Annotated in this window: 15 protein-coding genes and 7 pseudogenes; 12 read left to right on the plus strand and 10 right to left on the minus strand. The window is 45.2% G+C overall.

Translation table 11 applies throughout. From position 1 onward, the window contains the following. Positions 1-3: 3 nt before the first annotated feature. Positions 4-432, plus strand: a complete 429-nt coding sequence (locus N7V53_RS16785; RefSeq protein WP_279794134.1) for a hypothetical protein — start codon at positions 4-6, stop codon at positions 430-432. A 630-nt stretch (positions 433-1,062) separates the two neighbouring features. Here the strand turns inward: N7V53_RS16785 and N7V53_RS16790 are convergent. Then, complete coding sequence (locus N7V53_RS16790; RefSeq protein WP_279794136.1) at positions 1,063-2,661, minus strand: hypothetical protein; 1,599 nt, start codon at positions 2,659-2,661, stop codon at positions 1,063-1,065. A gap of 277 nt (positions 2,662-2,938) precedes the next feature. Between N7V53_RS16790 and N7V53_RS16795 the strand changes: the two genes are divergently transcribed. From N7V53_RS16795 to N7V53_RS16815, 5 genes and pseudogenes are all read left to right on the plus strand, one after another. Then, complete coding sequence (locus N7V53_RS16795) at positions 2,939-3,229, plus strand: hypothetical protein (RefSeq protein ID WP_023480786.1); 291 nt, start codon at positions 2,939-2,941, stop codon at positions 3,227-3,229. 3 nt (positions 3,230-3,232) lie between these two features. Next, complete coding sequence (locus N7V53_RS16800; protein ID WP_023480867.1) at positions 3,233-3,487, plus strand: hypothetical protein; 255 nt, start codon at positions 3,233-3,235, stop codon at positions 3,485-3,487. A gap of 271 nt (positions 3,488-3,758) precedes the next feature. Further along, a pseudogene (locus N7V53_RS16805) lies at positions 3,759-4,828 on the plus strand (IS3 family transposase). A 90-nt stretch (positions 4,829-4,918) separates the two neighbouring features. Further along, positions 4,919-5,721 (plus strand): annotated as a pseudogene (locus N7V53_RS16810) (IS3 family transposase). A gap of 541 nt (positions 5,722-6,262) precedes the next feature. After that, positions 6,263-7,177 (plus strand): TIR domain-containing protein, encoded by a 915-nt coding sequence (locus N7V53_RS16815; RefSeq protein WP_023480740.1) that lies wholly within the window; start codon positions 6,263-6,265, stop codon positions 7,175-7,177. 74 nt (positions 7,178-7,251) lie between these two features. On the opposite strand, the pseudogene N7V53_RS16820 reads toward N7V53_RS16815, so the two are convergent. Then, positions 7,252-7,794, minus strand: a pseudogene (locus tag N7V53_RS16820) (integrase domain-containing protein); the annotation flags it as partial. Positions 7,795-7,835: 41 nt separating this feature from the next. On the opposite strand from N7V53_RS16820, the pseudogene N7V53_RS16825 reads away from it, so the two are divergent. Further along, positions 7,836-8,696, plus strand: a pseudogene (locus N7V53_RS16825) (IS3 family transposase); the annotation flags it as partial. Between the two features lie 24 nt (positions 8,697-8,720). Here the strand turns inward: N7V53_RS16825 and N7V53_RS16830 are convergent. Together N7V53_RS16830 and N7V53_RS16835 are read right to left on the minus strand one after the other, a co-directional pair. Then, positions 8,721-9,272, minus strand: coding sequence for a hypothetical protein (locus tag N7V53_RS16830; protein ID WP_023481060.1), 552 nt, complete (start codon positions 9,270-9,272; stop codon positions 8,721-8,723). A 64-nt stretch (positions 9,273-9,336) separates the two neighbouring features. Continuing rightward, positions 9,337-10,215 carry a macro domain-containing protein gene (locus tag N7V53_RS16835; protein ID WP_023480853.1) on the minus strand — a complete coding sequence of 293 codons (879 nt, stop codon included), beginning with the start codon at positions 10,213-10,215 and terminating at the stop codon, positions 9,337-9,339. Between the two features lie 503 nt (positions 10,216-10,718). On the opposite strand from N7V53_RS16835, the pseudogene N7V53_RS16840 reads away from it, so the two are divergent. Next, positions 10,719-11,757, plus strand: a pseudogene (locus tag N7V53_RS16840) (IS3 family transposase). Positions 11,758-11,865: 108 nt separating this feature from the next. On the opposite strand, the gene N7V53_RS16845 reads toward N7V53_RS16840, so the two are convergent. From N7V53_RS16845 to N7V53_RS16855, 3 genes are all read right to left on the minus strand, one after another. Then, complete coding sequence (locus tag N7V53_RS16845) at positions 11,866-12,831, minus strand: retron St85 family RNA-directed DNA polymerase (protein WP_023480798.1); 966 nt, start codon at positions 12,829-12,831, stop codon at positions 11,866-11,868. A 151-nt stretch (positions 12,832-12,982) separates the two neighbouring features. Then, positions 12,983-13,897, minus strand: a complete 915-nt coding sequence (locus tag N7V53_RS16850; protein ID WP_279794138.1) for a retron St85 family effector protein — start codon at positions 13,895-13,897, stop codon at positions 12,983-12,985. Positions 13,898-14,463: 566 nt separating this feature from the next. Next, positions 14,464-14,610, minus strand: a complete 147-nt coding sequence (locus N7V53_RS16855) for a hypothetical protein (protein ID WP_279794140.1) — start codon at positions 14,608-14,610, stop codon at positions 14,464-14,466. A gap of 393 nt (positions 14,611-15,003) precedes the next feature. Here N7V53_RS16855 and N7V53_RS16860 point away from each other — a divergent pair, with 393 nt between their 5' ends. Together N7V53_RS16860 and N7V53_RS16865 are read left to right on the plus strand one after the other, a co-directional pair. Continuing rightward, the gene (locus N7V53_RS16860; RefSeq protein WP_279794142.1) at positions 15,004-16,029 is read left to right on the plus strand and encodes a hypothetical protein; all 1,026 of its coding nucleotides are present in this window, start codon (positions 15,004-15,006) and stop codon (positions 16,027-16,029) included. 301 nt (positions 16,030-16,330) lie between these two features. Continuing rightward, positions 16,331-16,915, plus strand: a pseudogene (locus N7V53_RS16865) (IS30 family transposase); the annotation flags it as partial. Positions 16,916-17,161: 246 nt separating this feature from the next. On the opposite strand, the gene N7V53_RS16870 reads toward N7V53_RS16865, so the two are convergent. After that, complete coding sequence (locus tag N7V53_RS16870) at positions 17,162-17,458, minus strand: helix-turn-helix transcriptional regulator (RefSeq protein ID WP_279794143.1); 297 nt, start codon at positions 17,456-17,458, stop codon at positions 17,162-17,164. A gap of 858 nt (positions 17,459-18,316) precedes the next feature. On the opposite strand from N7V53_RS16870, the gene N7V53_RS16875 reads away from it, so the two are divergent. Together N7V53_RS16875 and N7V53_RS16880 are read left to right on the plus strand one after the other, a co-directional pair. Continuing rightward, entirely contained in the window at positions 18,317-21,592 is a 3,276-nt protein-coding gene (locus N7V53_RS16875; RefSeq protein WP_279794146.1) for a P-loop NTPase fold protein, read from the plus strand. 659 nt (positions 21,593-22,251) lie between these two features. After that, positions 22,252-23,217: pseudogene (locus N7V53_RS16880) on the plus strand (DUF3362 domain-containing protein); the annotation flags it as partial. Positions 23,218-23,320: 103 nt separating this feature from the next. Here the strand turns inward: N7V53_RS16880 and dkgA are convergent. Both dkgA and yqhD read right to left on the minus strand, forming a co-directional pair. Further along, a complete protein-coding gene (gene dkgA, locus N7V53_RS16885) occupies positions 23,321-24,148 on the minus strand; it encodes a 2,5-didehydrogluconate reductase DkgA (RefSeq protein WP_042718007.1) in 828 nt (275 codons plus the stop codon). 102 nt (positions 24,149-24,250) lie between these two features. Then, on the minus strand, positions 24,251-25,414 hold the full coding sequence (gene yqhD / locus N7V53_RS16890; RefSeq protein WP_023480895.1) for an alcohol dehydrogenase: 1,164 nt from the start codon (positions 25,412-25,414) through the stop codon (positions 24,251-24,253). Positions 25,415-25,528: the final 114 nt, after the last annotated feature.

Genomic DNA, 25,528 nt, shown 5'->3' on the forward strand with positions numbered 1-25,528 from the left:
AGCATGACGAATGAACTGTCGGGGGTTAAAAAAACACAAGCAAGAGCAGAGCAGGCTCTGAGGGAACTTATGTTATCAGGGGAGCGTATCAGCCAGTATGCTGTGGAAAAACGGGCGGGGCTGGCGAACGGCACCCTGAATTATAACTGTCCAGAGTACAGACTGGTCAGGGAGAGTATCCGCAGTCTGAAAAAGGTGCTCCAAGGTACCACGCCAGTTGATGAGCAGGGCATTGCGCAACAGATCAAACTGAAAGAAAAGTATCGCCGCCAGAGAAATGAACTAAGGGAAGAAATCAAAAAGTTGATGGCTGAAAATGTGGAGCTATTACATAACTTTATACTTTTGCAGCAGTATGTCAGGGAGCTTGAACGCAGCACCGGGAGGGAGAAAGGGGACGTCATTTCGTTCCCAGGTGGTGTCAGGGAGTGAGCGCTGTACTGAACGGAAGGACGCGTGGTATTGGTCCGTTGTCTGACGGTTCGGAAAACCCTTAATTATGTCTTAAATATTGTGCGTTATCTCGCTACACTCTGACCCGCCGGCGGGCTTGCGTAATTTATCCATTGAGGTGATTTGTGTTGCACTTGCTTTCCGGTGTCCCCGGTCGCGGTAAACGACCAGAGGGTCACCTTGAGCGTAGCCTGCGTCTAACCCGCGCCAGTGCTGAATGGCATGAACTGGAGAAACGAACCCTGGCGGAGGGCTGGGCTCCATCGCGTTATCTGCTGACGCTGTGCAATGAAGAACTCCAGTGGAGCGAGAGTGAAAAAATGCGTTGCTCAGAAAAGGAAGCCCAGTTACCGGTTAGCGCAGTTGAGCTGACGACCCGGTATACTGGGGAGCCGGAGGGGACCTTAGAGCTGATGAGTGCCATTTTCGGACGTTCGTCTCTAAATCACTTTTGCCCCCAAATGGGTTATACCTCGAAATTCGAACAAAGATGTTTATGTAACTTTGACATACAAAAATAATGAACTGTTGGTGGATGTCTGAATAGCCACCAAATAAGTAGATAGGCTCTTTAACTTGATTTCATACTCTACCGTTACAATTATTTATTTAATGATTCAAGATAAAGAGCACGTCTTTATGCTTGATTGATTCTTTTAAGCGACGTCTATGTATCTCATCGTCTTGAGGATATTTTGATTGCCATGAAAACTCAAGATCAGAGTCTCTATAGTTAGCCCCATCATCATTCCTTAAAAATATCTCTATCTGAAGGATCTTCTCAAGAAGAGAACTGTAATTTTCTATATTTATTCGGGGGTCTAAGATATTTCTTATATCGCATACCGTGTGCTTAACTTTTTGATAAAAAGAATCGTTTAAAGGACAAAAACTATACCTAACACTCGGGAGATCATTGTTAAGACGCCAGAACAACTGTTTACAAATCAAAGGGGCGAGCTCTGTTTTAGCTACTCGCTTGATGGCTTCAAATGAAAACTTTACTGTTGTTGCACTGTCTCGAAGCGCTTCTTCCTTGACGTATAACTTAACCGCTTCGCCTATATTCAATCTTTTTTGCTGTTTTGCTTTTTCTGAATAGAACCAATAGGAGAATTTCAATCCTCGCATCATCGACGAAATTGATAGCTTTCTCCCTTTGCTCAATTCGATGCTTAGTAGCGTTTCATTTTGGTTACTAGCCCAATAAGAGTATTCAGACAAATTTTCAAGATGATATCTTTCATCGACATAACTCCGAAAAGTAGATTGCTCATCCACGGTATCCCAAATACGCGTCAAAATAACTCTGTTCAGTAACATGACAGTTCCAGAGTCTTTAGCGTGGTTGAAAGCCTCTCGTGGTAGTTTTATGGTCACCACATCACAAACCTTAGGTTTACAAAGAGTGTGCTGATATTCTTCATTTTCAATTGTTACTTTAAGATCATAGTTTTCGTACGGGATGCTATCGATGGCAAAAAGTCTCTTGACAAACTTTACCAGTTGAAAAAAATGTTCGCCAAAATCGAGGCAAATTTTTTGGTTTATCTGGTGCCTAAAATGAAGAGAACGTTCTGATTTTTTAAAAATACTTGAGCGATCGAGTTGAATCTCACTTGCATATTTTTCAATCGCTTCTTCTACAATTTTGCTATCATCGATACTTTGGAGTTTCTCAATCACACCCAAAATCTTTGCAGTCTCTTTATAAGCGTAGACAATGCTCAAATGAGAATAACCCAGAGCATCATTTTGTAGGCTTCTAAAGTCATAACCATGTTCATTAATCAATTCTGGCGCGATGGTTAACCAAAATTCTTCTTGACGCTCCATAGCTTGCTTATCTAGTGGTTGGTTTGACATGCCTCTAAATTGATTTAAATACGAATTAGCTGCTATAAAAAAGTCTTTGAGACTAGGCTGCTGCTTTGTATCTAAAACTCGACAAACCGTCGAGAAAATTTCGTCAGCCTCAGCCTCCGGCATTCTCGACACATGCCAACTCCAAGAGAAATACCCTCGAATGCTTTCTTGGTCTCTAAGAAAGTTATGCAAACTCACAAGGCTCTCTAACGCATTCATTCCTACTTTCGATGCTTTAATTTTTTCGACAACAAGCAGTAATTGAATAAGTTCCAGACACACGTTGTTACTTGCATCTTGATAAGGGTTTTCAACAATAATTCCACTTTTCTCAAAATTCATATTTTCCATCCGCAACCATAATAGCGGTCTCTTTTAAGGTAAGACGCATTCATTATGATAATAATAAATAAAAAAACAATCATTAAAATTACATTTAGACTTCAAATAAGAAGGAAGATAAGATTTGAATATTAAACTATCAAAGGTTGTATTTAAAAAATTAATATTTATGATTTTGAATTCATTCTAATTAAAAATTAAGCAATATTGCATTCATTAAGAGGTGGTTGTAATCTAGCTCGGAGATAATCAAAACAATCATTCAGGAGCAGCTGACATGAATAAAGATCTACATTTCCCTTCCCTTCGTTCTGAAAGCAAAACTGCCACAGGCGAAGTGCTGAAACTACATGATGCCGAAATGAAAATTTTAGCTAGCGGACCTATGGGTATGCAACGACTCGCAACCATGAGAGCACTAGACCTACAAGAAAACATTCCAGATCTTTCTAATGAAGATGCTCAAAAAATGGGAGCTGGGTACGTGATTCTGAAAGTGCTTAGTGTAAACGGTAGCTTAACGGCTTCAACTCGAAGCGAAGTTCAACGGCTAGAGGCTAAGGAGTAACGCATGAAGAGTAAATTTTATTCTCAACGTCATAATGTTGGTCAACATATCCCTCGAGACAAACTCTACGTAGGTATGTTAATCCACCTTAGCTATACCAACTTTGGCTGTGTGTGGTGTATTGCAGCCATAGAAACACCAAATGCAAACGGTGAAATTTGGCTCAAGTTGGTAGCACCGCGTTCAGGAAAGGCAAAGCGTTCAAATTCGATTTATGCTACTTACATTCGCAATAACGAACCAATTCGGCGCTCATGATGATCCTACCAATGCAATGGGGAATATCTCCCCATTGTCCCCAACAAATATTACGTCAAACTAGCATAACCGCATGCATTGGTCTATGTAGTGGATGATTGAAACAGGCCATCACTTTGGAGATGATCTCGATGATTTCGATTAGCAGAAGTTATCCCAAACGCCTCTGACCCGACCACGCCAAGAAGTTGGTGGGGAGCATCAACTGACCTGCTCCCCGTTGATTAACACACCACGATGTTAGTAATGTCTTCATAAGCCACATGAGGACATCCCCACCAAGAAGCGTTTTTCCGACGAACAGATCATTAGTATTCTCCGCAAGGCCGAAGCCGGGGTTTCTGCCCGTGAGCTCTGCCGTAAGCGCGCCATTTCCGACACCACCTTTTACACCTGGCGTAAGAAGTATGGCGGTATGGAGGTGCCCGGGGTTAAGCGCCTGAAGTCGCCAGAGGAAGAGAACGCCAGGCTCAGGAAGCTGCTTGCCGAAGCCATGCTGGATAAGGAGGCGCTTAAGGTGGCTCTGGGACGAAAGTACTGACGACAGGCCAGAAGCGGGAAGCCGTGGTATTTATGTGTGATACGATCGGTCTGTCGCAACGCCTTGCCTGCCGGCTTACAGGTTTGCCCCTGTCGACCTGCCGTTATGATGCTCAGCGTCCGGCTGCTGATGCACATTTATCAGGGCGTATTACTGAGCTGGCGCTTGAACGCAGACGTTTTGGTTACCGGCGCATCTGGCAGTTGCTGCGTAGGGAGGGCCTTCACGTCAATCACAAGCGGGTATACCGTATTTACCACCTTAATGGACTGAGTGTAAAACTCAGACGACGCCGTAAAGGGCTGGCGACCGAACGGTTTCCGCTTCTGCGCCCGGATGCGCCGAACCTTACATGGTCGATGGATTTCGTTATGGACGCTCTGGCCAACGGTCGCTGTTGCCTTCGGTATTTCAGGCGTTCAGGTCATGCGTATTCTGGACAGCATCGCGTTTTTTCGGGGTTATCCGACGACAATAAGAACCGATCAGGGGCCGGAATTTACCTGCCGCGCGCTCGATTAATGGGCCTTTGAGCATGGTGTGGAACTACGGCTTATCCAGCCAGGTAAGCCAACGCAGAACGGATTTATTGAAATTTTTAACGGACTCTTTCGCGTTGAGTGTCTGAATGAACACCGGTTCAGCGATATTCTTCATGCCGGGAAAACGATTAATGACTGGCAGCAGGATTATAACGGGTGCCGTCCCCATTCATCGAGGATTACCAGACACCAGCTGAATTCGCAACGGACTGGCGAAACAGGAAATATGAAGAAAAACCAACCGACATTACTAACTGAAGGTTGTATCTAATCTTGGGGGCAGGTTGAATCGCCACGGGTTTAACAGACACCTCAGAGTCATTTAAGATGACTTTAAGAGAGGTGCCCATGAGCGGTAAGCGTTATCCTGAAGAGTTTAAAATTGAAGCAGTCAAACAGGTTGTTGATCGTGGTCATTCTGTTTCCAGTGTTGCAACACGTCTCGATATCACCACTCACAGTCTTTACGCCTGGATAAAGAAGTACGGCCCGGATTCTCCCACTCACAATGAACAGTCAGATGCTCAGGCCGAGATTCGCCGTCTTCAGAAAGAGTTGAAGCGGGTTACGGACGAACGGGACATATTAAAAAAAGCCGCGGCGTACTTCGCAAAGCTGTCCGACTGAGGTACGCCTTTATCCGCGACAATAGCCGTTGCTGGCCTGTTCGTTTGCTCTGTCGGATTCTGGATGTCCATCCGAGTGGATTTTATTTCTGGCTTCAGCAGCCACATTCGCAGCGTCACCAGACAGACCAGATGCTGACCGGGCCAATCAAACAGTTCTGGCTTGAGTCTGGCTGCGTCTATGGTTATCGCAAGCTCCATCTCGATCTGCGTGATACCGGACAGCAGTGCGGAGTGAACCGGGTTTGGCGGCTGATGAAGCGTGCCGGAATAAAAGCTCAGGTTGGGTACCGTAGCCCACGGGCACGTAAAGGCGAAGCCAACGCGGTTGCGGAAAGCTTTTTCCAGCTACTGAAACGCGACCGGATTAAGAAAAGGATCTACGGAACGAGAGACGAATCCAGAAGCGATATTTTTGATTATATCGAAATGTTTTATAACAGTAAGCGTCGGCATGGTTCGAGCAAGCAGATGCCACCGGCTGAATATGAAAACCTATATTATCAACCGCTCAGAAGTGTCTAGATTATCCGTGGCGATTCATAATGCATCGGTACGATTCCTTATAAAAAATGGAACCGTCCCAGAGGGAAAGTTTCCCCCAGAAGTGAGAATCAGGCACAGAATGCCAGACGAGTAAAACAGGTGTGTGGGAGTGCGATGCGAAGTAGAAAAGGACCTTAACCGCTGGGGTCTCTGTTTTCAAAGGTTAAACAGATTTGTTACCGCCCGAAAGCGTCATCTCTCAGGTAGTGATGACATTAGCATGTGATTACCCGAAGGCGTTCCTCTCAAATCCCCGGAACATTGGCAGTTGTCGTGATGACAACGGTTAGCAGAAGTATCGTACTGCAGGATTTTTAACCCGGCAAGTCCCTAGAAAAATTCTTCAGTTAAAAACCTCATCACATGCTGGATTTAGCGGAGAAACAAACTCTAAAACTCGAGTTGAATCATAAAATTTAATCATAGATCCCAATGTTATAGTTAGTAATAATACAGTAGCTGAGTTTACCTATAGACAGGTTCCTCATTAATAGATTTTTGCCAAAAAGGGAAATTAAAAATGAAAACCGATTTATTTATTTCTTACGCATGGACGTCAGCAGAGCATTGTAAGTGGGTTCACCTCTTTGCTTCTCATCTTCATATGGCAGGTTTCATCGTTAAAATTGACGAAAGAGTCGACTATGGAAGTAGCTTGAGCGGATTTATGCGTGAGATGACAGATTGTGCGCATGTTCTTATGATCGTTGACGCCAACTACGTTGAACGCGCGAATAACATGCCACTTTCAGGGGTAGCCATTGAAAACAGATGGATAAGCGATGTTTTGGAAACCAAGCCAGAGACGTGGCTGTCAGTTATGTTTGTTGACAATCCTAGTTGCGAATTGCCGGGCTGGCTTACTCCACATAATCCTAAAGGTTTTGATTTCAATTATCCTGAAGAGAGGATGGCTTACCCTGGGGCCAGCCAAATTGAAGCGATTTGGCGCTGGATCGCGGGTTTGCCAGCCGACAAAAGCAATGCGGTTTCAATTGCAACCCACAGAGAGCGCTGCGCAAGACTTGAGCATGCCGATACTCTGCTTGATCCGGCGAATTACACCAACCCAGCTCTTAACGGACGCGTTACATTCAATCATAGAGACCATAGCTACTATAGAGTCGGTTACGGTGAACATAAATTCGATATCATGTTCGACGAAGCGAACAGTAATATAGTCAGAATCTATAAAGATTATGACCTCAAAGCTGTATGGAAGCTTCAGGGAGAAAATTCAGACCCATTAGATTTCAGGGCTGAAATGAGGCCAACACGTACAGTATCTCTGATGGTTGGGCAGAAAGCAATGCTGTTAAACAATAGTGGAATGGTTTGCGAAGTAACCATTGAAGAAATACAACCTGAAGTTGAAGGTGAAAATTACGTGAAGGAACACGTAACATTCTCGTATAAGATACATCACGATAAGTAAAAAATGGTCATAATCAAAACATTGCCCCTTAAACTCATTTAGATTTTAAGGGGTTATTAAGGATTGCCCAATGATTATTCCTTCAGTTTGTTATAAACCCGTGCAACATAATGTCTTCTTCCATCACCATGGCCTAAATCCATCGAGGTGAGCGCCTCTGATTCTTTTTGACTAAAACCTTTGTCCTTATGGAGTTTAAGGGCATCATTAGTATAAGCATATCTCAAACTATGGGGGGCAAACTCGCCAACAAGTCCTGCCTCACGTACGATATTCCTGTATCGTTCTATCGCCAGATGAATGGAAGGTTTATCGTTAAGTTTTCCATTATTTTCAGCAGAATAAGTTATTGCTCTGTTAATGGCTTCAATAGTTTCAGTTCGGTTTATTATTGTGGTATCTCTCGGCCGTCCTCCTTACGTACCAAAAACAACGCGAACTTTTTCATCTCCATTCTGTAGTGCTTTTTTCCATGTCTGAAGTGATTTTACAGACTGAACGGTTTCTTCTGTTCGCAAACCTAAAAGCCGTGAAAGTTTCATTGCGCAGGCGACGCCCTCATCCTTTTCACTAACAGATGCAAAAACCTGCTTGGAATAGTCATTAGTTATTGCAACTGAATCGCCACGGGTTTAACCGACACCTCAGAGTCATTTAATATATCCGCGACAACAGCCGTTGCTGGCCTGTTCGTTTGCTCTGTCGGATTCTGGATGTCCATCCGAGTGGATTTTATTTCTGGCTTCAGCAGCCACATTCGCAGCGTCACCAGACAGACCAGATGCTGACCGGGCCAATCAAACAGTTCTGGCTTGAGTCTGGCTGCGTCTATGGTTATCGCAAGCTCCATCTCGATCTGCGTGATACCGGACAGCAGTGCGGAGTGAACCGGGTTTGGCGGCTGATGAAGCGTGCCGGAATAAAAGCTCAGGTTGGGTACCGTAGCACACGGGCACGTAAAGGCGAAGCCAGCATCGTGACACCCAACAGGCTCCAGCGGCAGTTCAATCCGGACTCACCGGATGAGCGTTGGGTGACGGACATAACCTACATCCGAACTCACGAAGGCTGGCTGTATCTGGCCGTGATGATTGACCTGTTCTCCCGAAAAGTTATCGGCTGGTCAATGCAACCCCGCATGACAAAAGATATTGTCCTGAACACATTACTTATGGCGGTGTGGAGGCGTAATCCTCAAAAGCAGGTACTGGTTCACTCTGATCAGGGCAGTCAGTACACGAGCCATGAGTGGGAGTCGTTCCTGAAATCACACGGTCTGGAAGGCAGCATGAGTCGTCGCGGTAACTGCCACGACAACGCGGTTGCGGAAAGCTTTTTCCAGCTACTGAAACGCGAACGGATTAAGAAAAGGATCTACGGAACGAGAGACGAAGCCAGAAGCGATATTTTTGATTATATCGAAATGTTTTATAACAGTAAGCGTCGGCATGGTTCGAGCGAGCAGATGCCACCGGCTGAATATGAAAACCTATATTATCAACGGCTCAGAAGTGTCTAGATTATCCGTGGCGATTCAGGCCAGTTAATCTATGCACCCGAATTTAAGATGAGCCTCAGGAGAATAATAGTGCAACCCATTCTCCAAATTATGGCTATGTACGGTATAGGTCAGTGCATCTAGTAAAGCTAGTTTTTTGAATGGAATATGGATAGCTCTAGCACTTCCGTTTTCTATACGATCTTTGAGTGCAAGAGGCCAGCGGTGACTCCACGCAGAAGGAGTCAACATTTGATTTAAATCTGTATAAGCGCAGATTAGTGGAAGTTTATAAATATCAACAGCCTTCTCGATTTCATATGAAAGCATACTTCCAGTCTTACGTGTTTTATCACTTAAGATGATTACAATATTTTTTGATGCAGCAAGACGCTCTTTTATACGCGCTTCGAGTGTTGCTCTCAGACTAGAATCTCGTACTGCGAAAGTTTTATCATGACTGTCTACATATTTAAAATCGTATCCCTTTCCCGCTGCCCATGCCTGAATTGAGGCATAATAGCGAAAATCCGATTTGGTTGGATCAGTTTCACCTAAGCCATCGAACGCTATATAATTTCCATTTCTGTAAGCCATATTCTCCTCCAATTACTGTAGATCACAGAGACTTTCTATTAATATTTTAATAACGTTTATGTAATTAAGCATTAAGGCTTTGACTTAGGTAATCCCTCACTTGAAACAAATTTAAAGTGAATTTTGATGCATCTTCAGGCCGGACTATAATAGATAACTTATTGGAAAACACTCGTTCTTGAGCCGCATCGGCAAACGACTGAGCAATGCGCTCTATTACTTTCTTTCTTGATATAGCCACCCGCCCTCTTCCTGTCCCCATTAGAGGCATAACAATATCACCTAATTCTCCTTTTCGTGCCATATTTGACCATAGACCTTCAAGAGCCTCGTCCAGCATTCTACTATTTGAAAATGCTGTTCCTTCAGGATTAATATCTGACATTGCGACAAAATAGAAATTCTTGCCATGAGCTGAAACGCGAGCAACAGTACCAAGAGGGTATTTTTTTAGTTTGCCGGGCTTGCCATCAATTTCTACATAGTTTTCTCGCGCAAGTGATTCTTCAATCTGTCGGTCTATTTCTGTTGTTTGCCCATTAAAAAACTGAGTTGCAAATTGACCCTGTAAACTAGCTGTAGATATTAGACCCGAACTCATATCAGTATCAAATGTGGTGTTTGAACTAATTATTATCTCTCCACTCTCCTTGAATAAATCACTTATTTTCACTTCAAATGAGTAATCTTTCTTAGGCACTTTGTAAGACACTCGTGACACTGGGCGCCTTGTAAATATCACAAAGACAATGGCCAAACCAATAAGAATGAAAATCCCATAATTGCTATACTGCCCTTTCTCGTAAATCTTGAAAGTATCGGCTAAATTAATCAACAAATATAACACGCCAAGGACAGAAAAAAACTTTGCTATTGCCTCGCCTGAAAATAGAGCATATCGCCAATATGCTGTAGTTCTTACCGACTCCCACCAATATTTCATCTCGCAATCCCATATTATATTAGTTTGATTTCTTTCCTATTATTTCTAGCATTTATACGCACTGGGGAATTTGGTTTATGATTATCCTATGCATTTTACTCACCTAGCAATAAATAGAAAAGCATTATGTTTTAGTTACTAAAATAGATATACACACGCGGGAAGTGCATCAACAGATTGAGATAGTCGATTACTCCCTGCTTTTCTCACACTTATGACGCTAAAGCAGCGTAAACCCTATTTGCATGCTCTCGACAGCTGACATCAGCCGTGTTTCATATGATTCAACAAGTTGCGATCCATAGTCAAGTTATTCAAAAGTTAAATCGTGAAAATCATCCTACCTTAACACCACCGTGTATTGGTGACGTATGTGAATAGACCCGTTTTAGTTCCGGGCATTTTTTGAGATTCAGGCCAAATTGATCTCATCCCTGTAAAAAGAGCCAGTCTAAACTGAAATCTACGGTCTTTCTTTCAACGAACAATGAGGCCTGTCCGTCATGAAACAGACCCACTATACAGAAGAGCAGATCGCGTTTGCGCTGAAATAGGCCGAGACTGGCACGCGGGTGGAGGAAGTGTTCAAAAAGATTGGCATTTCTGAAGCCACCTTTTATAACTGGAAGAAAAGTTTGGCGGGAGTGGCGTGACAGAACTGCGTCGTCTGCGGCAACTGGAGGATGAAAACCAGCAACTCTGTCGTCTGGTGGCAGACCTTAGTCTGGATAAGGAAATGCTCCAGGATATCATTCGAAAAAAGTTCTGAGGCCCGTCCATAAATGGGAGACGGAGGCTTACCTGCTGGACGCATATTGTATTGGTCTGCGCCGAGGTTGCCGTCAGATGACGCAGAGTCATACGGTGTATAACTATCGCAGCTGCTGAGATGAAAGGGCCCTGGCCCGGAGGATAAGTGAGATTGCTGCGGCGCGGGTTCGCTATGGTTGCCAACGTATCCATATTCTTTTACGGCGTGAAGGCTGGTTAGTAAACAACAAGAAACCTACAGGATTTATTGTACGTAAGGACTGAATCTGCGAACAAAACGTCCCCGTCGGCATGTCACGGCCAGACACCGGCACGTCTGCTCGGAGGTCGGTGCGGTGGATCAGTGCTGGAGCATGGATTTTGTTGCTGATGATCTATTCAACGAACGTCGAATCAGGGCGCTGACTGTAGTCGATAATTTTAGTCGGGAATGTCTGGCAATCCACGTTGGGCAAGGCTTGCATGACGAGGATGTGGTTGCCGTTATGGAGCGCCTGAAGCAAATAAAGCACCGTGTGCCACTCAGGTTGCAGACAGACAATGGCAGTGAATTTATCTCCAAATCGCTGGGCAGATGGGCGTATGAAAATAAGGTGACGATGGACTTCTCACTACCGGGAAAGCCCACAGATAATTCGCTAGTCGAGTCATTTAATGGCAGTCATCCGTGATGAATGTCTGAATGTGCACTGGTTCCTGTCACTGGAAGAGGCTCAGGAGAAGATCGAGTGCTGGCGGCAGGAATATAATCAGCAAAGTCCCCATTCATAATTAAATAACCAGACGCCGGAGGCGTTTATCCGGAGTCAGCAAAACGGTCCGAATCTGATTTAACTTGGCGTCGATATTGGGAAGGGATCATAAATTGCACGCTTAGCATTAACCGTGCTTAAATAACTTATCCAAATCAAGGTTGAATTTCTTATTTAATTTTTGCGCAAAAACAACAAGCCGTCTGTGGTTTTTCTCATCTACACTTTTTGTAAATGCCAACAATCCACCAACATGCGCATAATCTTCAGAGCGTCCTACAGAAAGATAATGTATCTTGCTTTTTATTTCTCTGAATTTTTGTCTCCCTATGCCAACATCATCAATTGACAATACTAATCCAGTGATTTTTTTCTGTTTTCTCGGGCCGCTAACAATTACTTTGTTAAAATTAACAACTAATTGTTCAGTAGGTATTATTGAAAATAAAAAAAACTTTGCTTTTTCAATCTTCTTTAATGACTGAGCTGAAAGAGTTATATCGTCAGCGTAACGAGTAAATATAATGCCTCGTCTTCCTGCATAACCATTAATCCTGTGATCAAGCCTCATGCAAACAAGGTTTGCCAACTTAGGGGATGCGGGGGATCCTTGCGGTAATTTTTTTTTAAAACAACAGATTTTTGTTAAAACCGAAGATATGTACTTATTATAGCCCAACGAATTAAAAACAGTATAAACTTTATTAGAAGAAATACTGGAAAAAAAATCCTCTAAATCAATATTTAATATAAAGTTCGAACCGACATGTGGGTTTGCATTGTCTTTTATGGACTGGCCTCGTTCAAAACCAGTTGAAAAAGGCGACGAATTGAGTTTGTCTAATATATTTCTTAAAACCCATGCTTGCAAAGCCTTGAGCCTTCGAGAGGGTTGACAAATAATCCTTTCACCTTTAGCTTTACCTGTTTTTGGCACACTATAAACTTTGTAAAAGTCATCCGCTCTTGTGATCAACAAGGTTAAAAGTTCAACAGATAGTCGCATCTCTCTTGACATATCCGTTACTGAAGACATCACAGGCAGACCAAAGTTACGTAAGCGAAAAACATCGGTCCTGGAGGAATTCTTCATGAATACGCGCACCCTTACGTCATAAATACCAGGTTTCCTCGCTCTCGGAGAACATCGGGAGATGTTCTCCTAGTTCGAGGGAAACTGCCAAAATAGTAGATTTAATGCAGGACAGCGAGACACTATCCAGTCACCTCTAGCAAGGGACTCGCTAAGGGTGCGCAGAGAAAATACTATCATAGTTCAATGATATATTTCTACGATTTTCGAAGTTCATCATTTCAAGTCGTAGCTTATCTAAAACCAGCCGATCAAATCGAAGTAGTACATATTCCATACCAGCGTCTGTAATGTGATAACCTTCTGATGTTCTAACAATAACCCGCTCTTTCATTAATTTTGACAATACAGATTTGACGATAATTTCGCACAATGTATTTGCCTTTCCTGTCGCCTTACTTAATAAATCATAAAGTAATACATTATTGATACCGTCCATAAGATATATACATGGCAAGATAAACCTGTCCGCCATCAATATATTATCTACGCTTTTCTTTACAGGTGATTTCTTTTGAATGATTTTAATGCTTTTCATCAAGGATTGATAAAACCCCTTATTTAATAAAACATCATCAAGGGCGTTAAAATCACATCTAATCACTGATGAGGAGCCATTTTTCTTAAGTAACCGAATAGGTCCATAATTTAAAAAACTTTTCTTAAATCTAAATCTATTATCTTGTACACATATCATTTTCGATGATAATTTTTCATTGTTTGCAAAAGCCCCAAGCTCAGAATAAGAGCCGGGGCTTTCCGGGATTATTATTATCGCATCAACAGATTCAGCTAGTATATTCTCCATGCTTAAAAGACTATATTGTCCCTGCCCAGCAAGAAGGTCATCAAACAAATCCTCTGGATAGAAAATCTCCAGCTTTTCATATCTAGATAAAACTTGAGAAATTTTATATCGCCCATATTTACTGTCGTTAACATCTCCTCCACATAAAAAAATTGTCACTTTATTACGCTTTTCGCTGAAGAGATTTTTTTTTATTACATTAGCGAATTCAATTTTTTGCTTTTCAGAGAAAATTATTGAATTCTTTAAAGATTTCATATTTATATCCAGAGGGTTATGTATAAATACTTTTAGCATTTTTCAGGCGTCAGCGCAATGGTCTCTCCGCCACGCCTGCTAGTTTACTTGACCTGCCCCCTATTATTTACACGCTAGAATTAAAGTAATGCCTTTATCAAACTGCGAACTTCCGCTTTTCAATCAGAGCAGCCCTTCATTCCCAGGAGCATGCCGGCTGTTTGCAGGATGTGGAAATTCGGTCAGGTTTGCCATGCAGCTGGTGGCCAGCATCAGCGAATGGTACGGAATACAGCTGCCGTATTTGAAGTTGCGTAACTCTTTTGATCAGATACAACTGACAGTATAGCGTCATGATTTTAACGCTGGCACAGCAACCTGAAAGGAGATGAAAATGACGCAAGAACAACTCCAACAAATTTGGCTGCAAACAACCAGATGATGCTGAATATCTTTAATAAAATGTTGGGTCAGCGGTTAGAGCGCATGCTGAGTCAAACAAAAACAGCTTTCTACGCCCAGGATTAAAAAGATGGCTCGGCTCACGGGTAGCCGTCTTGGTCGTAATACCCGATACCTGCCCAACATCATTCACGACCTGACTGGCAGGAGAGCATTCGCTTCCATAAAGAAGGGATCACCGTCGACGGCGAGAAGAACATGATGGGGAACTTGATGCTTACCTCCTGGACGTTATGGCCCAGATGGGAAGGGAAATGATGCTGCTGCGTCATAGCGAGGGGATTGCCGCTGCGCGTGCTGCCGGGCGAACCGTGGGGCAGGGGAACAGCGCCCGGATAGACCGGGAGGGGATCATTGCAGCCCCCGCCAACGGGCAAAGCCTGCGAACCGTGGCCAAAGAGTTCAGGGTGTCGTTGTCGACCATGGAGCGGGTGCTGAAAAGAGGTTGCGCAATAATCTGATTCTCTTTTATAGGTAATAAACCACTTTAAGGTCCACTGAGAGCGAAAAGTGAACATATAGTAAAGCTTGAAAAATCGCTTCAACTATTATTATAGTTTTCGAGGTTGTTAAATGCGATCTGAAATCACTAAGAAAACTCGCTATAACGGCGAACAAAGGTTACTTAACTGAAATTTTAATCTGTATTTTTAAATGGAGTTGGTATGTCAGGCACACAGAAAAATATTGATTTAATCAAAGATATTAATGAAATTGCAGAGAAAGGCATCCAGGCATTTGAATTATCATACGATGAGTCTGGGCACTCGAATCTTCATGATCCTCTACTGAGGTGGTGTGATTTTGTTTTACGATATATAGCCCCAGGGAGACGGGTAGTTCTTAAATCAGACCGATTCACGGCAAATGTTCCAGATGATGCAAAAGTGGGATTGCAGAGAATAGAGGAGTTATTTAATTCAGGTGAAAATGTTAATCCTTACCAGAGTAAAACATTGACATTATTTAATGACACAAGTGGTAAAAAAACGGCGAAACGAACGGATAACCTTTGGGCTGATTGGGGTATCCATCACCTTCATCTGCCATTGAATCCAGTAGATCCAGCTGAAAAATACTCAGACCGTTCAGAGTGGGTGTTATTCCTGAAGGTGTACAATAACGCAGTGTTTTTCATTGATATCAAAAGTCATGATAAAGCTATCGAGCCCGATCTATTTTCTCAAAAAGATTTGATTGAAACATTTATACGCAACTGGCCAGCTGAGGCAGAAGTGTATGAGATGAAAGGTGTTTCAGGACTGGCTACTAACCAACTAATTTCCGATACGGATATTGCAAATTTGAGAAAAAGTGGAATTAATCTTCCCCTCCAGATAGGAGGTAAAGTTTATGCACCATTAGGAATGGGAGTTACGACAGCTGTAACCGCTGCGAGAGTTTCAATTTATCGAGATAAAATCTGTGCTTGGGCTAAAAAAATAGAGGGAATTATCATGGATGAAAATGGCCAATACATGAAGGAAGTGAAATCTCAGAATATAAAAAATCCTAAATTCGATATGTATATGTATGATGGCGATGTGTTCGGCATTACTGAGAAACATATTGATAAAGGATGGATATTCACTAGAGGAAAACCCGACGACGTTTTCAGCCTTTTATTTGACTCATTGATGCCAGTGTGGGCCAGTCCTGTTGTAATACAGTATTGGAAACAGAACCCATAGAACCCATAATAAAACGGTTAGACGAACCGAGACCCTCATGGCGCCACACGTAATGATAGGTATGTTGCGCCATACGTTCATATAAACATAAGTACAAACATGTAGTCATACCGGTGCTTATATGATCAGACACATCATGGGATTAACCTTCTCCCTGTTACTTCTCACAGAATGCTTTTAGCAATGTCCTTTAATCGCTGTGAGTTCAACGGGTCAATGCAACGCTATCCTTGATCAAGGGGGACGTTGTCATGAAACGAAGAACTCGCATTTACTACACGCCAGAACAAAAGGCGATTACCTCAGAAGCGGAAAAGCGGTGCGTAGATCCCGAACGTCATCACTTAAAGGGAAAGGATTAGGGAAAATCCCGAATGCGATACCTATCAGCGAAAGGCCACCGGAAGCCGCAGACAGAGCCATACCTGGTCACTGGGAAGGTGATCTGATCCAAGGCTCGAAAAACTCCTATATCGTCACCCTCGTTGAACGCCATTCCCGCTTTGTTATTCTGACCAAAATCAGGGATAACAAAACCATAACTGTCATATCTGCACTCATCAAACAAGCGCGGGAGTTACCTGTTGAGCTTTATAAAACACTAACATGGGATCGAGGCGCTGAAATGACCAGCCACACTCGGTTTACTGTAGCGACAGACATACAGATTTATTTCTGTGATCCTCGATCTCCATGGCAACGTGGCTCAAATGAAAATACGAACAAGCTACTCAGACAATATTTTCCAAAAGGAACTGACTTATCGGTTCACAGCCAGCAAAGACTTAACTGTGTTGTCAGACAGCTAGATGAAAGACCGAGAAAAAAGCTAGACTATGAATCACCCGCAGAGCGGTTTAATAAGTGTGTTGCATCCATCGGTTGAACTCAAAGCTCAAAGCTGCCTGTCAACGTGGTCAATTTCCCTTATTGCAGCCAGGCAGTGCAAAAAATAACCTTAACCTACAATGATTTTCGAAATCCAAACTGACCCCTATATGTTCGAACTAAAAGGAGAGAGTTATCGTAAAAAGACAGCGAAGCCAGTAACCAGCGTGGCTTAAAACTACCACTCAATGGATACGGACAGAGTAATTGGCGCCAGTCGGCAAAACTAGTTGACTTCTAAAATTCACCATTTCTCCCGTCTGGCGGGAGTGCTGTCAAAAGTAACCCTCATTTCTGTGCGGGATGTGGCTAATGAAGGGGAAAGAGATGATAGCGTTATTTCTATGCCCAGAATACTGAATACTCTGAACAGGCGATCAATACTGGCGCTGGCAGGCTTTGCTTCCAAACGGGCATAGGTTTGCTGCGTTACACCAAGTCGCTCAGACACCTCTTTTTGCGTGAAGCCCTTCATTTTGCGAAACCCGATTAGCACAGGTCTGAGCTGGTTGAGCGTTTTTATCGGGAACTGATTATTCATAAGTGATCTGCCTCGCAGACTGAGTAGGGAGGACCGCACTGTAATACAGCAGGTGAGGTGTATTTTGTGTTTTACAGACTATAGGCTGTAAAACCTTTTTTGAAAAGATGCTGATGTTCCAGGGGCTACTGGGCATGACCGATCTTCTGCAGGGCGGTATTTCGCTATGGGGGGAGGTTGCGCACGGGCAATGTGCCGATGTAAAAAACGGCAGTTTTTCACAACCGCTGTCACCGAGATGAGCTAAAATATCCGATGGCAGACATAGTCATGAATAATGTCAGACTTCAGCTCTGTTGCTGTCTCCTTTTACCTGTGAATAACGTCTGGTTTGACCCTGATGAAGGCTGTTCCAGGCAGAGAACATGTTATTCCTGGGACCGGACGATAAAACTTGTTCAGCTGGCTGGTCAGGGTAATGGCGAAGGACGTTCCCTAAAATTCGATTCAGCTCAGCGTAAGGTGCGCTGCAGGTATGTATAATCCATTGCACTGATTCTGCATCCGTATTATTCGCAGGTTACACAGAAGAAGCTTAACAATGGCTGAATGAGTGAGACGGGATAAGTAACAGGAACGTGGGATTCAGGATGAACTAGAGAAAACCGGAGCAGAGCCAGCCCCGTTCCGGTTTGTCAGGCTCTGGAATTTCTTCCAGGCCCCTACAGCCAGTCACAACAAACACATTAATGTTTTCATTGCTTCAGTTCAATATTAATGTGTGAAAGGCGTTCCATCATAATCGGCTTGTGCATGCTTAAAACTAAACTGCCCCGGCTGCAGTCATTTGGTTGCTGCGGGCTCTGCACCGTGTTTGATACTGAAAAAATCTAACGTTATAACGAAGGGAATTGCTGAATGACTCTACGATTGCAGACGGAATCACCCGCTGACCAGGATATGTTCAGAGGCAGCAGTCATGAAAAAGTGGCAGAAAATATGGCTCAGGTCATCAGGACACCTGATGTTAATATTATTGGTCTGGAAGGAGAGCTGGGTTCAGGTAAGTCAACAATATTGAAGTTTCTGCAGAAAAAGCTTAAAGGTGAGTTTACGTTCATTAACTTTGATGCAGAACGTTACCATCATGGCTCAACCAAGAAAGCGCTTATCGATGTCATCCATCATGGGGTCAGCCTGCAATGTCCGGGTTCCCGTGATGTGCTGGATAAGTATAAAAATCAGGCTCTGGGTAACATCGTTGAATACGATAAAAGAGTCAGCAGCACGCTGAGCTGGCTGACCGTCGTTTTTATTTTTCTGTCATTGCTTTCCGTGCAGATGCTTCGTTATTTGCTGACAGACCTTAATCAGTATTTTGCTAACAAGGAGTCATTAATAGGGTGGCTTTTTTATGTTGAGGTTGCCGCGTTTCTTTCTCCTGCCATTATGGTCGCAGGACTGGCATGCCTGCAGAACATGGAATGGTACAGAAAGAAAGGATATTCGAGTATCGGTGATTTGTTCAAACGCAATAGTACTGACAGGATTGAAGAGACCTGGCTGGTTAATAAGGAGGTCGGAGCTATTGAGCTGGCTGAAGCTCTGCAGGGATTTACCTCAAAAGGGGTCATTTCACATGGAGATCGCTTCATCCTTATCATTGATAACCTGGACCGAATCAGTGCAGACAAAGTGAAAGAGCTCTGGAGTGATATGGAGCTTATTGCCGGTGCCACTCATGAACACTTCAGGATAGTGGTGCCCTATTCGGCAAGACAGGTTTCAGCCTCACTTTCTGTGGCGGGTTTCAGCGGGCGGGAGTTTATTGCAAAGCGGATTCCCGTAAGTTTTCAGGTACCTCCTCTTATTTCGGCAGGATGGCAGGAAGCGTTAAGGCAGTACTGGAAAGAAACAGTAAACGAGGATGCAGGGATAGCGTGCCAGGAAGCTACGGTGTTGCTTGAGCGCTGGAAACCCTCTGAGTATCCTCGTATCACACCGCGATTAATGAAGAAGTTTGTTAATGATATTTATATTCTGAACCTTACCGTTCCTGCAACAGAAGAGCATCGCTATATTCTTATTGCCCTCTACTTACTGGTGGTCAGATACGGAGAGCGGGATATTAAGGTATTACTGCGCGATCCCGAAGCTAGTCAGACCGAACCCGGCATTGCTCCGGATGATTTTGACGAGATGCTCTCGCTGACTTATCAACAAATATCCCGAATTTTTAATAATGATACGGAAAGGTGGAGCGAGTTTCTGATGAGCATCCACTATCAGTCCACAGTGGAGCTTGCCAGGAGCGAGTTGCTCGATACGCCTCTTAAAGACGCGATCGGCGCCATAAATATTCCACGGCTTGAAGAACAGACGGCTTTGTGGGGCTTCGCTGAAGCATGGCAGCGAGTGGCACCACATATTCAGATGCGTGACTGGCTGGTTTCTTTTAGCCGGATGGATGAGAAATGTCAGGCTCTGGCCGAACTGCAACTCAGAGTCGCAGTGCAAATGATGAATCAGAGTTATGCTGTTTCACTCAGAGAAAAGTATGATGAAGGTTTCGTGCTGAGTCTGCAGAGACTGATGGCTGACGGGCGGATAAGCATGGAGCCTTTCATCGAAAGGCAGATATCGTTTGTTGTCAGTAAACTTGATGAAATTCAAGATTCAGGAAAATGGGAGGCTGAATCCACGCAGGCATTGCTGCAGGAAGCTGATTCATACTCTGTTCTGGCCGGTGAATCACTACTGGATAAAATGGCGAACTTTGTTGATGGCGTATTTTATGTGGAATATCTTGTCAATAATGAAGATACCTTGCCAAACCTGAAAATTGGCACACTGGATATCGGAAATGACGGTCGGGAGCAGATGTTACGCTATGCAGCTGAGCAACCGCAGGTAGACCTTTTTAATCCGGGAATAATCCGGCATATCAATATTGTATCGAAGGCGGTACAAAACGTTATTGGAAGGAATGATGGTACAGGTGGGGTTCAAGTTAGCTCTGCAATAACGACGCTTAAAAATCGTCAGGTTGTTGAAGACGTTATCCATTTCAGAAAAATTGTTCTGAGCCCGGACTGGAACAATAATGTTTTAAATCAATATTATCTTAATAATACGGCGACGAGGAATCTCTTCCCTGCGGAATTTGCTGCACAGGCTGTTGCTCACATGGTGCTCCATGGTAACTATGCCGGTATCGAGTCGTACAGTGAATACACTGGTGAGGAGCAGTTTGACCGGGCTGTGGCTGCATATCTTCGTTATCTTCGTTCTGCCGAGAGTATCTTTAAAGCACTCAAGGATAAAAATGTACTGCCGTATATCAAAAATGCTGTTGGCAGGATTGTTAATGCAGGTTTTCTGGAGAATATACCTGCCCTGAGTTTTGTTAAAGGTCAGTATGACGTCATCAAAGAAGCAACAGATACAACCTCTCTTTTGGCATTTGTGCGGGAGCGTCAAAAAGCCCTGGCAGAGAAAATCGATGAATCTGATGTAAATGCTATGGGCCCAATATTCCTCCATGACATATATCAGTCAGGTGAGCATTTTGATATTTTTAAGGAAAAGCTGAACGCCCTGGCATGTGGAGTATTTAATTCTTCTGAAAGGCTTGTTGAGTGTTTTACGGTTCTTCCTGTAAACATTCGCTTTATCCTTGAACAAATGCAACTACAGGGACTGCGTATCCGGATGGGAGGCAGTGTGGGTGTCTTTGCATCATGGTTCCGTGATGCAGAGCCAGACGTTGTCACAAATGCCGGGAACATTCATTTTCTGTGGTCTTGCCTGGATGATACCCAGAGAGAGACTGTACTTGATGAGTTGCACGATGTCTTACTTGAAAGACATATTCGTACTGATAGCCGTATTGCTATTATTACCCGTTTTCATAATGAGTTGTCGTTTATTGAACCTGAGAAGGGTGTTGAACGCAGGGCTATCGCGGCGCTGTTTAGCGCTTCTGTTGATAATGAATCATTGTCTCAATGGCTTGACCGTCAGACATTTTCATTTTCATCGTGGTCTCCGGAGGATGCACGTACGGCAACGAGCTGTATAATTAATAACCCGGAGATTTTTCCTCTCATCTGCAGGAATTCACAATATATTAAAAACAGAATGTTACCAGAGAAAGCGGACGTTACAGAAAATAGTGGTACGCTCCCCGACTGAATCCGTTCTTTAAACGTATATCTGAAGGCCACAGCAGTGGTCTTTGGGTATTCCTCTCTTATTGCCTGGTATGCATTAAGCATGATATATAATGCGAAGAAATCATCATTCAGGGATTAATCATAACAACTGAAGTTATGCTGTGGTTTTTTCTTTTAAAAAATATTCAGTATTATTTTTGATTTATTTAATGCGGTAGGATATGCCAGGAAGTGCTTTTGTTTTGCGAGAGGCATTTAATGAGTCGGTGAATTATATGACATGGTTTTTTATTCACTGATAGCTGCTTAAGTTTCGATGGCTTTTTATAAAAGGGTTGAGGTTAAGACCCTAATAAATAGTTATCTGCATAAGTTACTTTTCGTGATTGCTATGTCTGTTATTACCCCAAATATGTACTATGTTTCAATGGTGTTCAGTCAGAAGTCAGGCACCGCTGCTGGCGTTATATCATTCATAATGGGGCTACTTTTCATGATGTTAAACTCGGCACCTGTAATCACTGGTATCATACAGCAGTGCAAAAATTGAGTTTTATGAGCAGAGCTAGGCTGGCTTTTCATCTGTTTTGTCATTTTTAGAAAAAATGGAATCTTTCATTCCATTGATTTTACACGCAAAAAAAATTCTAAATGATTAAGATTATAGGGTACTCGCTCTGCTCCATCACCGAGCATGAAGGGCGCATCATTCAGAGCCGCTCCGAGGATTCGATCATTAATGAGATCGAAGCGATTCGCGACACGGTGCCCGGTTTTACCGGAGTGATCTCCGATCTTGGCGGGCCGACGGCCAATATGTACATGCTGCGCTGCACCTCGCCGCGCGCCGAGCAGACCTGCCGACGCCTCTCCTGTGTCTACCCGGAGATCTGCCCGCATATGGACACTAACCATCAGCCGACCATCGATCTCTACCGGCGTGCCCGCGATCTGCGCGGCATCAAGAAGATCCTGATCGCCTCCGGCGTGCGGTACGATCTGGCGGTGGAAGATCCGCGCTATGTCAAAGAGTTGGCGACGCATCACGTTGGCGGCTATCTGAAAATAGCGCCGGAACATACTGAAGCGGGGCCGCTGTCGAAGATGATGAAGCCGGGCATGGGCAGCTATGACCGCTTTAAGCAGCTTTTCGACACCTACTCGAAGCAGGCGGGCAAAGAGCAGTATCTGATCCCCTACTTTATCTCTGCGCACCCCGGCACGCGTGATGAGGATATGGTGAACCTGGCGCTGTGGCTGAAGCGCCACCGTTTCCGTCTCGATCAGGTGCAGAACTTCTACCCGTCGCCGCTGGCGAACTCGACGACGATGTATTACACCGGCAAAAATCCGCTGTCGAAGATCGATTACAAGAGTGAAGAGGTGGTGGTGCCGAGAGGGGATAAGCAGCGTCGCCTGCATAAAGCGCTGCTGCGCTACCACGATCCGGCTAACTGGCCGCTGCTGCGCCAGGCGCTGGAAGCAATGGGGAAAAAGCACCTGATTGGTTCCCGCCGCGAATGCCTGGTACCTGCGCCAACGGTGGAAGAGATGCGCGAAGCGCGTCGCCAGAGCCGCAGCGCGCGACCGGCATTAACCAAACATACGCCGATTGCGCAGCAGAGGAAAAAAGCGACGCGATAAGGTAATTTGTAGGCCGGATAAGCGCCAGCGCCATCCGGCAAGGCATGGCGCTGGCATTATGCCGGATGGCGGCTTCGCCTTATCCGGCCTACTTAATTACCGTTTAACCGCCGAACTGATCCGGGTCCGGACCCAGGCGCTTGCCCTCATCCAGTTTGGCGATTTCGCTCAGTTCATCTTTATCGAGGCGGAAATCCCAGACGTCAAAGTTCTCAACGATGCGCGCAGGGGTGACCGATTTCGGGATCACCACCAGGCCGCTGTCGAGATGCCAGCGAATAACGATCTGCGCCGGGGTTTTGCCATATTTATCCGCCAGATCGCGAATGATTTTCTGATCGAACACCCCTTCGCCGCCCTGTGCCAGCGGGCTCCAGGACTCAGTCTGGATCTTGTGCGTCGCATTCCAGGCATGCAGCTGGCGCTGTTGCAGCAGCGGATGGAGTTCAATCTGGTTAATCACCGGAATGACGCTGGTTTCATCAATGAGCTTTTGCAGATGGTGGGTCTGGAAGTTACAGACGCCGATACTCTTAATCAGCCCCTGCTGTTGCAGTTCGATCATCCCTTTCCAGGCCTCGACATAGTGATCGATTGCCGGAACCGGCCAGTGCATCAGATAGAGATCGACATAGTCGAGCTGAAGCTTCTCCAGGCTCTCTTTAAAGGCCTCGGCCGGGCGTTTCTGATCGTCATTCCACAGCTTGGTGGTGATGAATAGCTCTTCACGCGGCACGCCCGCGCTGGCTAAGGCTTTACCAACACCCTCTTCGTTCTTGTAAGCCGCAGCGGTATCGATAGAGCGATAACCCACTTCCAGAGCTTTATGGATGGCGGTAACCACTTCCTCGTTGCTCGCTTTCCACACGCCAAGACCCAGTTGCGGCATCAGATTGCCGTCAGCGAGTTTAATCACCGTTGGATGTGTCATGCATTTCTCCTTTCGCTAGGCTTACCGGGACAGGCCCGGTAAGCTGGTTTGCATTAAGTGTGGTCGAAAAACCCAAAAACGAAAGCCGGGGTGGAGAAGCGCTTAGCGCGCGGCTTCGTAGATGCGGCGGCTCACATCCAGCGTAATATCCTGATGCTCGCCCAGCGCCGTCATGCCGTGCTCTTCCAGTTTAGCCAACAGCGCCGGAATGGAGCTGCCATCGAGGCCGTAGCCGGAAAGACGCGTCGGCACGCCCATACGCTCGAAGAAGTCGCGCGTGGCGGTAATTGCCGCGTCAATGCGCTCATCGTCGCTGCCTTCGGTGATATTCCATACGCGTGCGGCGTATTGCAGCAGTTTTTCGCGTTTGGTGTCGCGCTTCTCATTCCACAGCGCAGGCAGTACCACCGCCAGCGTTTGTGCGTGATCCAGCCCGTGCATCGCCGTCAACTCATGGCCCAGCATATGGGTGGCCCAATCCTGCGGCACGCCCGCGCCAATCAGGCCGTTCAGCGCCTGGGTCGCCGCCCACATAACGTTGGCGCGCACGTTGTAATTCTCCGGCTCCAGCAACGCTTTCGGGCCATCTTCGACGAGCGTCAGCAGAATGCCTTCAGCGAAGCGATCCTGAATTTTGGCATCCACTGGATAAGTGACGTACTGCTCTACAGTATGGACAAAGGCGTCAACAACGCCATTCGCCACCTGACGCGGGGGCAGGGTGTAGGTGTAAACCGGATCGAGCACCGCGAAGACCGGCTGTACGAAGCGGGAGTGGAACGCCTGCTTATCGCCGGTCGCTTTACGGGAAACTACCGCTCCGGCGTTGGATTCAGAACCGGTGGCTGGCAGCGTTAGCACGGAACCCATCGGAATGGCGCTTTTGATCTCGCTGCCGCGGGTTTGCAGAATGTGCCATGGATCGACGCCCTCGGCGTAGTGCGCAGCGGCAGCGATAAATTTGGTGCCATCCAGCACTGAACCGCCGCCGACCGCCAGCAGGAAGGTGATCTTCTCATCGCGCACTACCTGCACCGCTTTCATCAGCGTTTCGTAGGTCGGGTTCGGTTCGATACCGCTGAACTCGCGCACGTCCATTCCGTCCAGCGCGCTATAAACTTGATCAAGCACGCCGTTTTTCTTCACGCTGCCGCCGCCGTAGGTGATCAGCACGCGGGCGTTGTCAGGGATTTGCGCGCGCAGTTCGGTAATCGCGCCTTTGCCAAAAAGAATGTTCGTTGGGGTATGCAGATTAAAGTTATTCATTGCTCGTTCCCTTCTTATGAGGTGAAAAATCTGAAGCGGCAGGCCGCCCGATGCCGATCATTGTGGGCGCGCGGGTGTACAGGCTCAATGCACATTCCTGCCGATGTCTTGCCT

It is taken from the genome of Kosakonia sp. HypNH10, from assembly GCF_029850615.1.
Taxonomy (GTDB): Bacteria; Pseudomonadota; Gammaproteobacteria; order Enterobacterales; family Enterobacteriaceae; genus Kosakonia; species Kosakonia cowanii.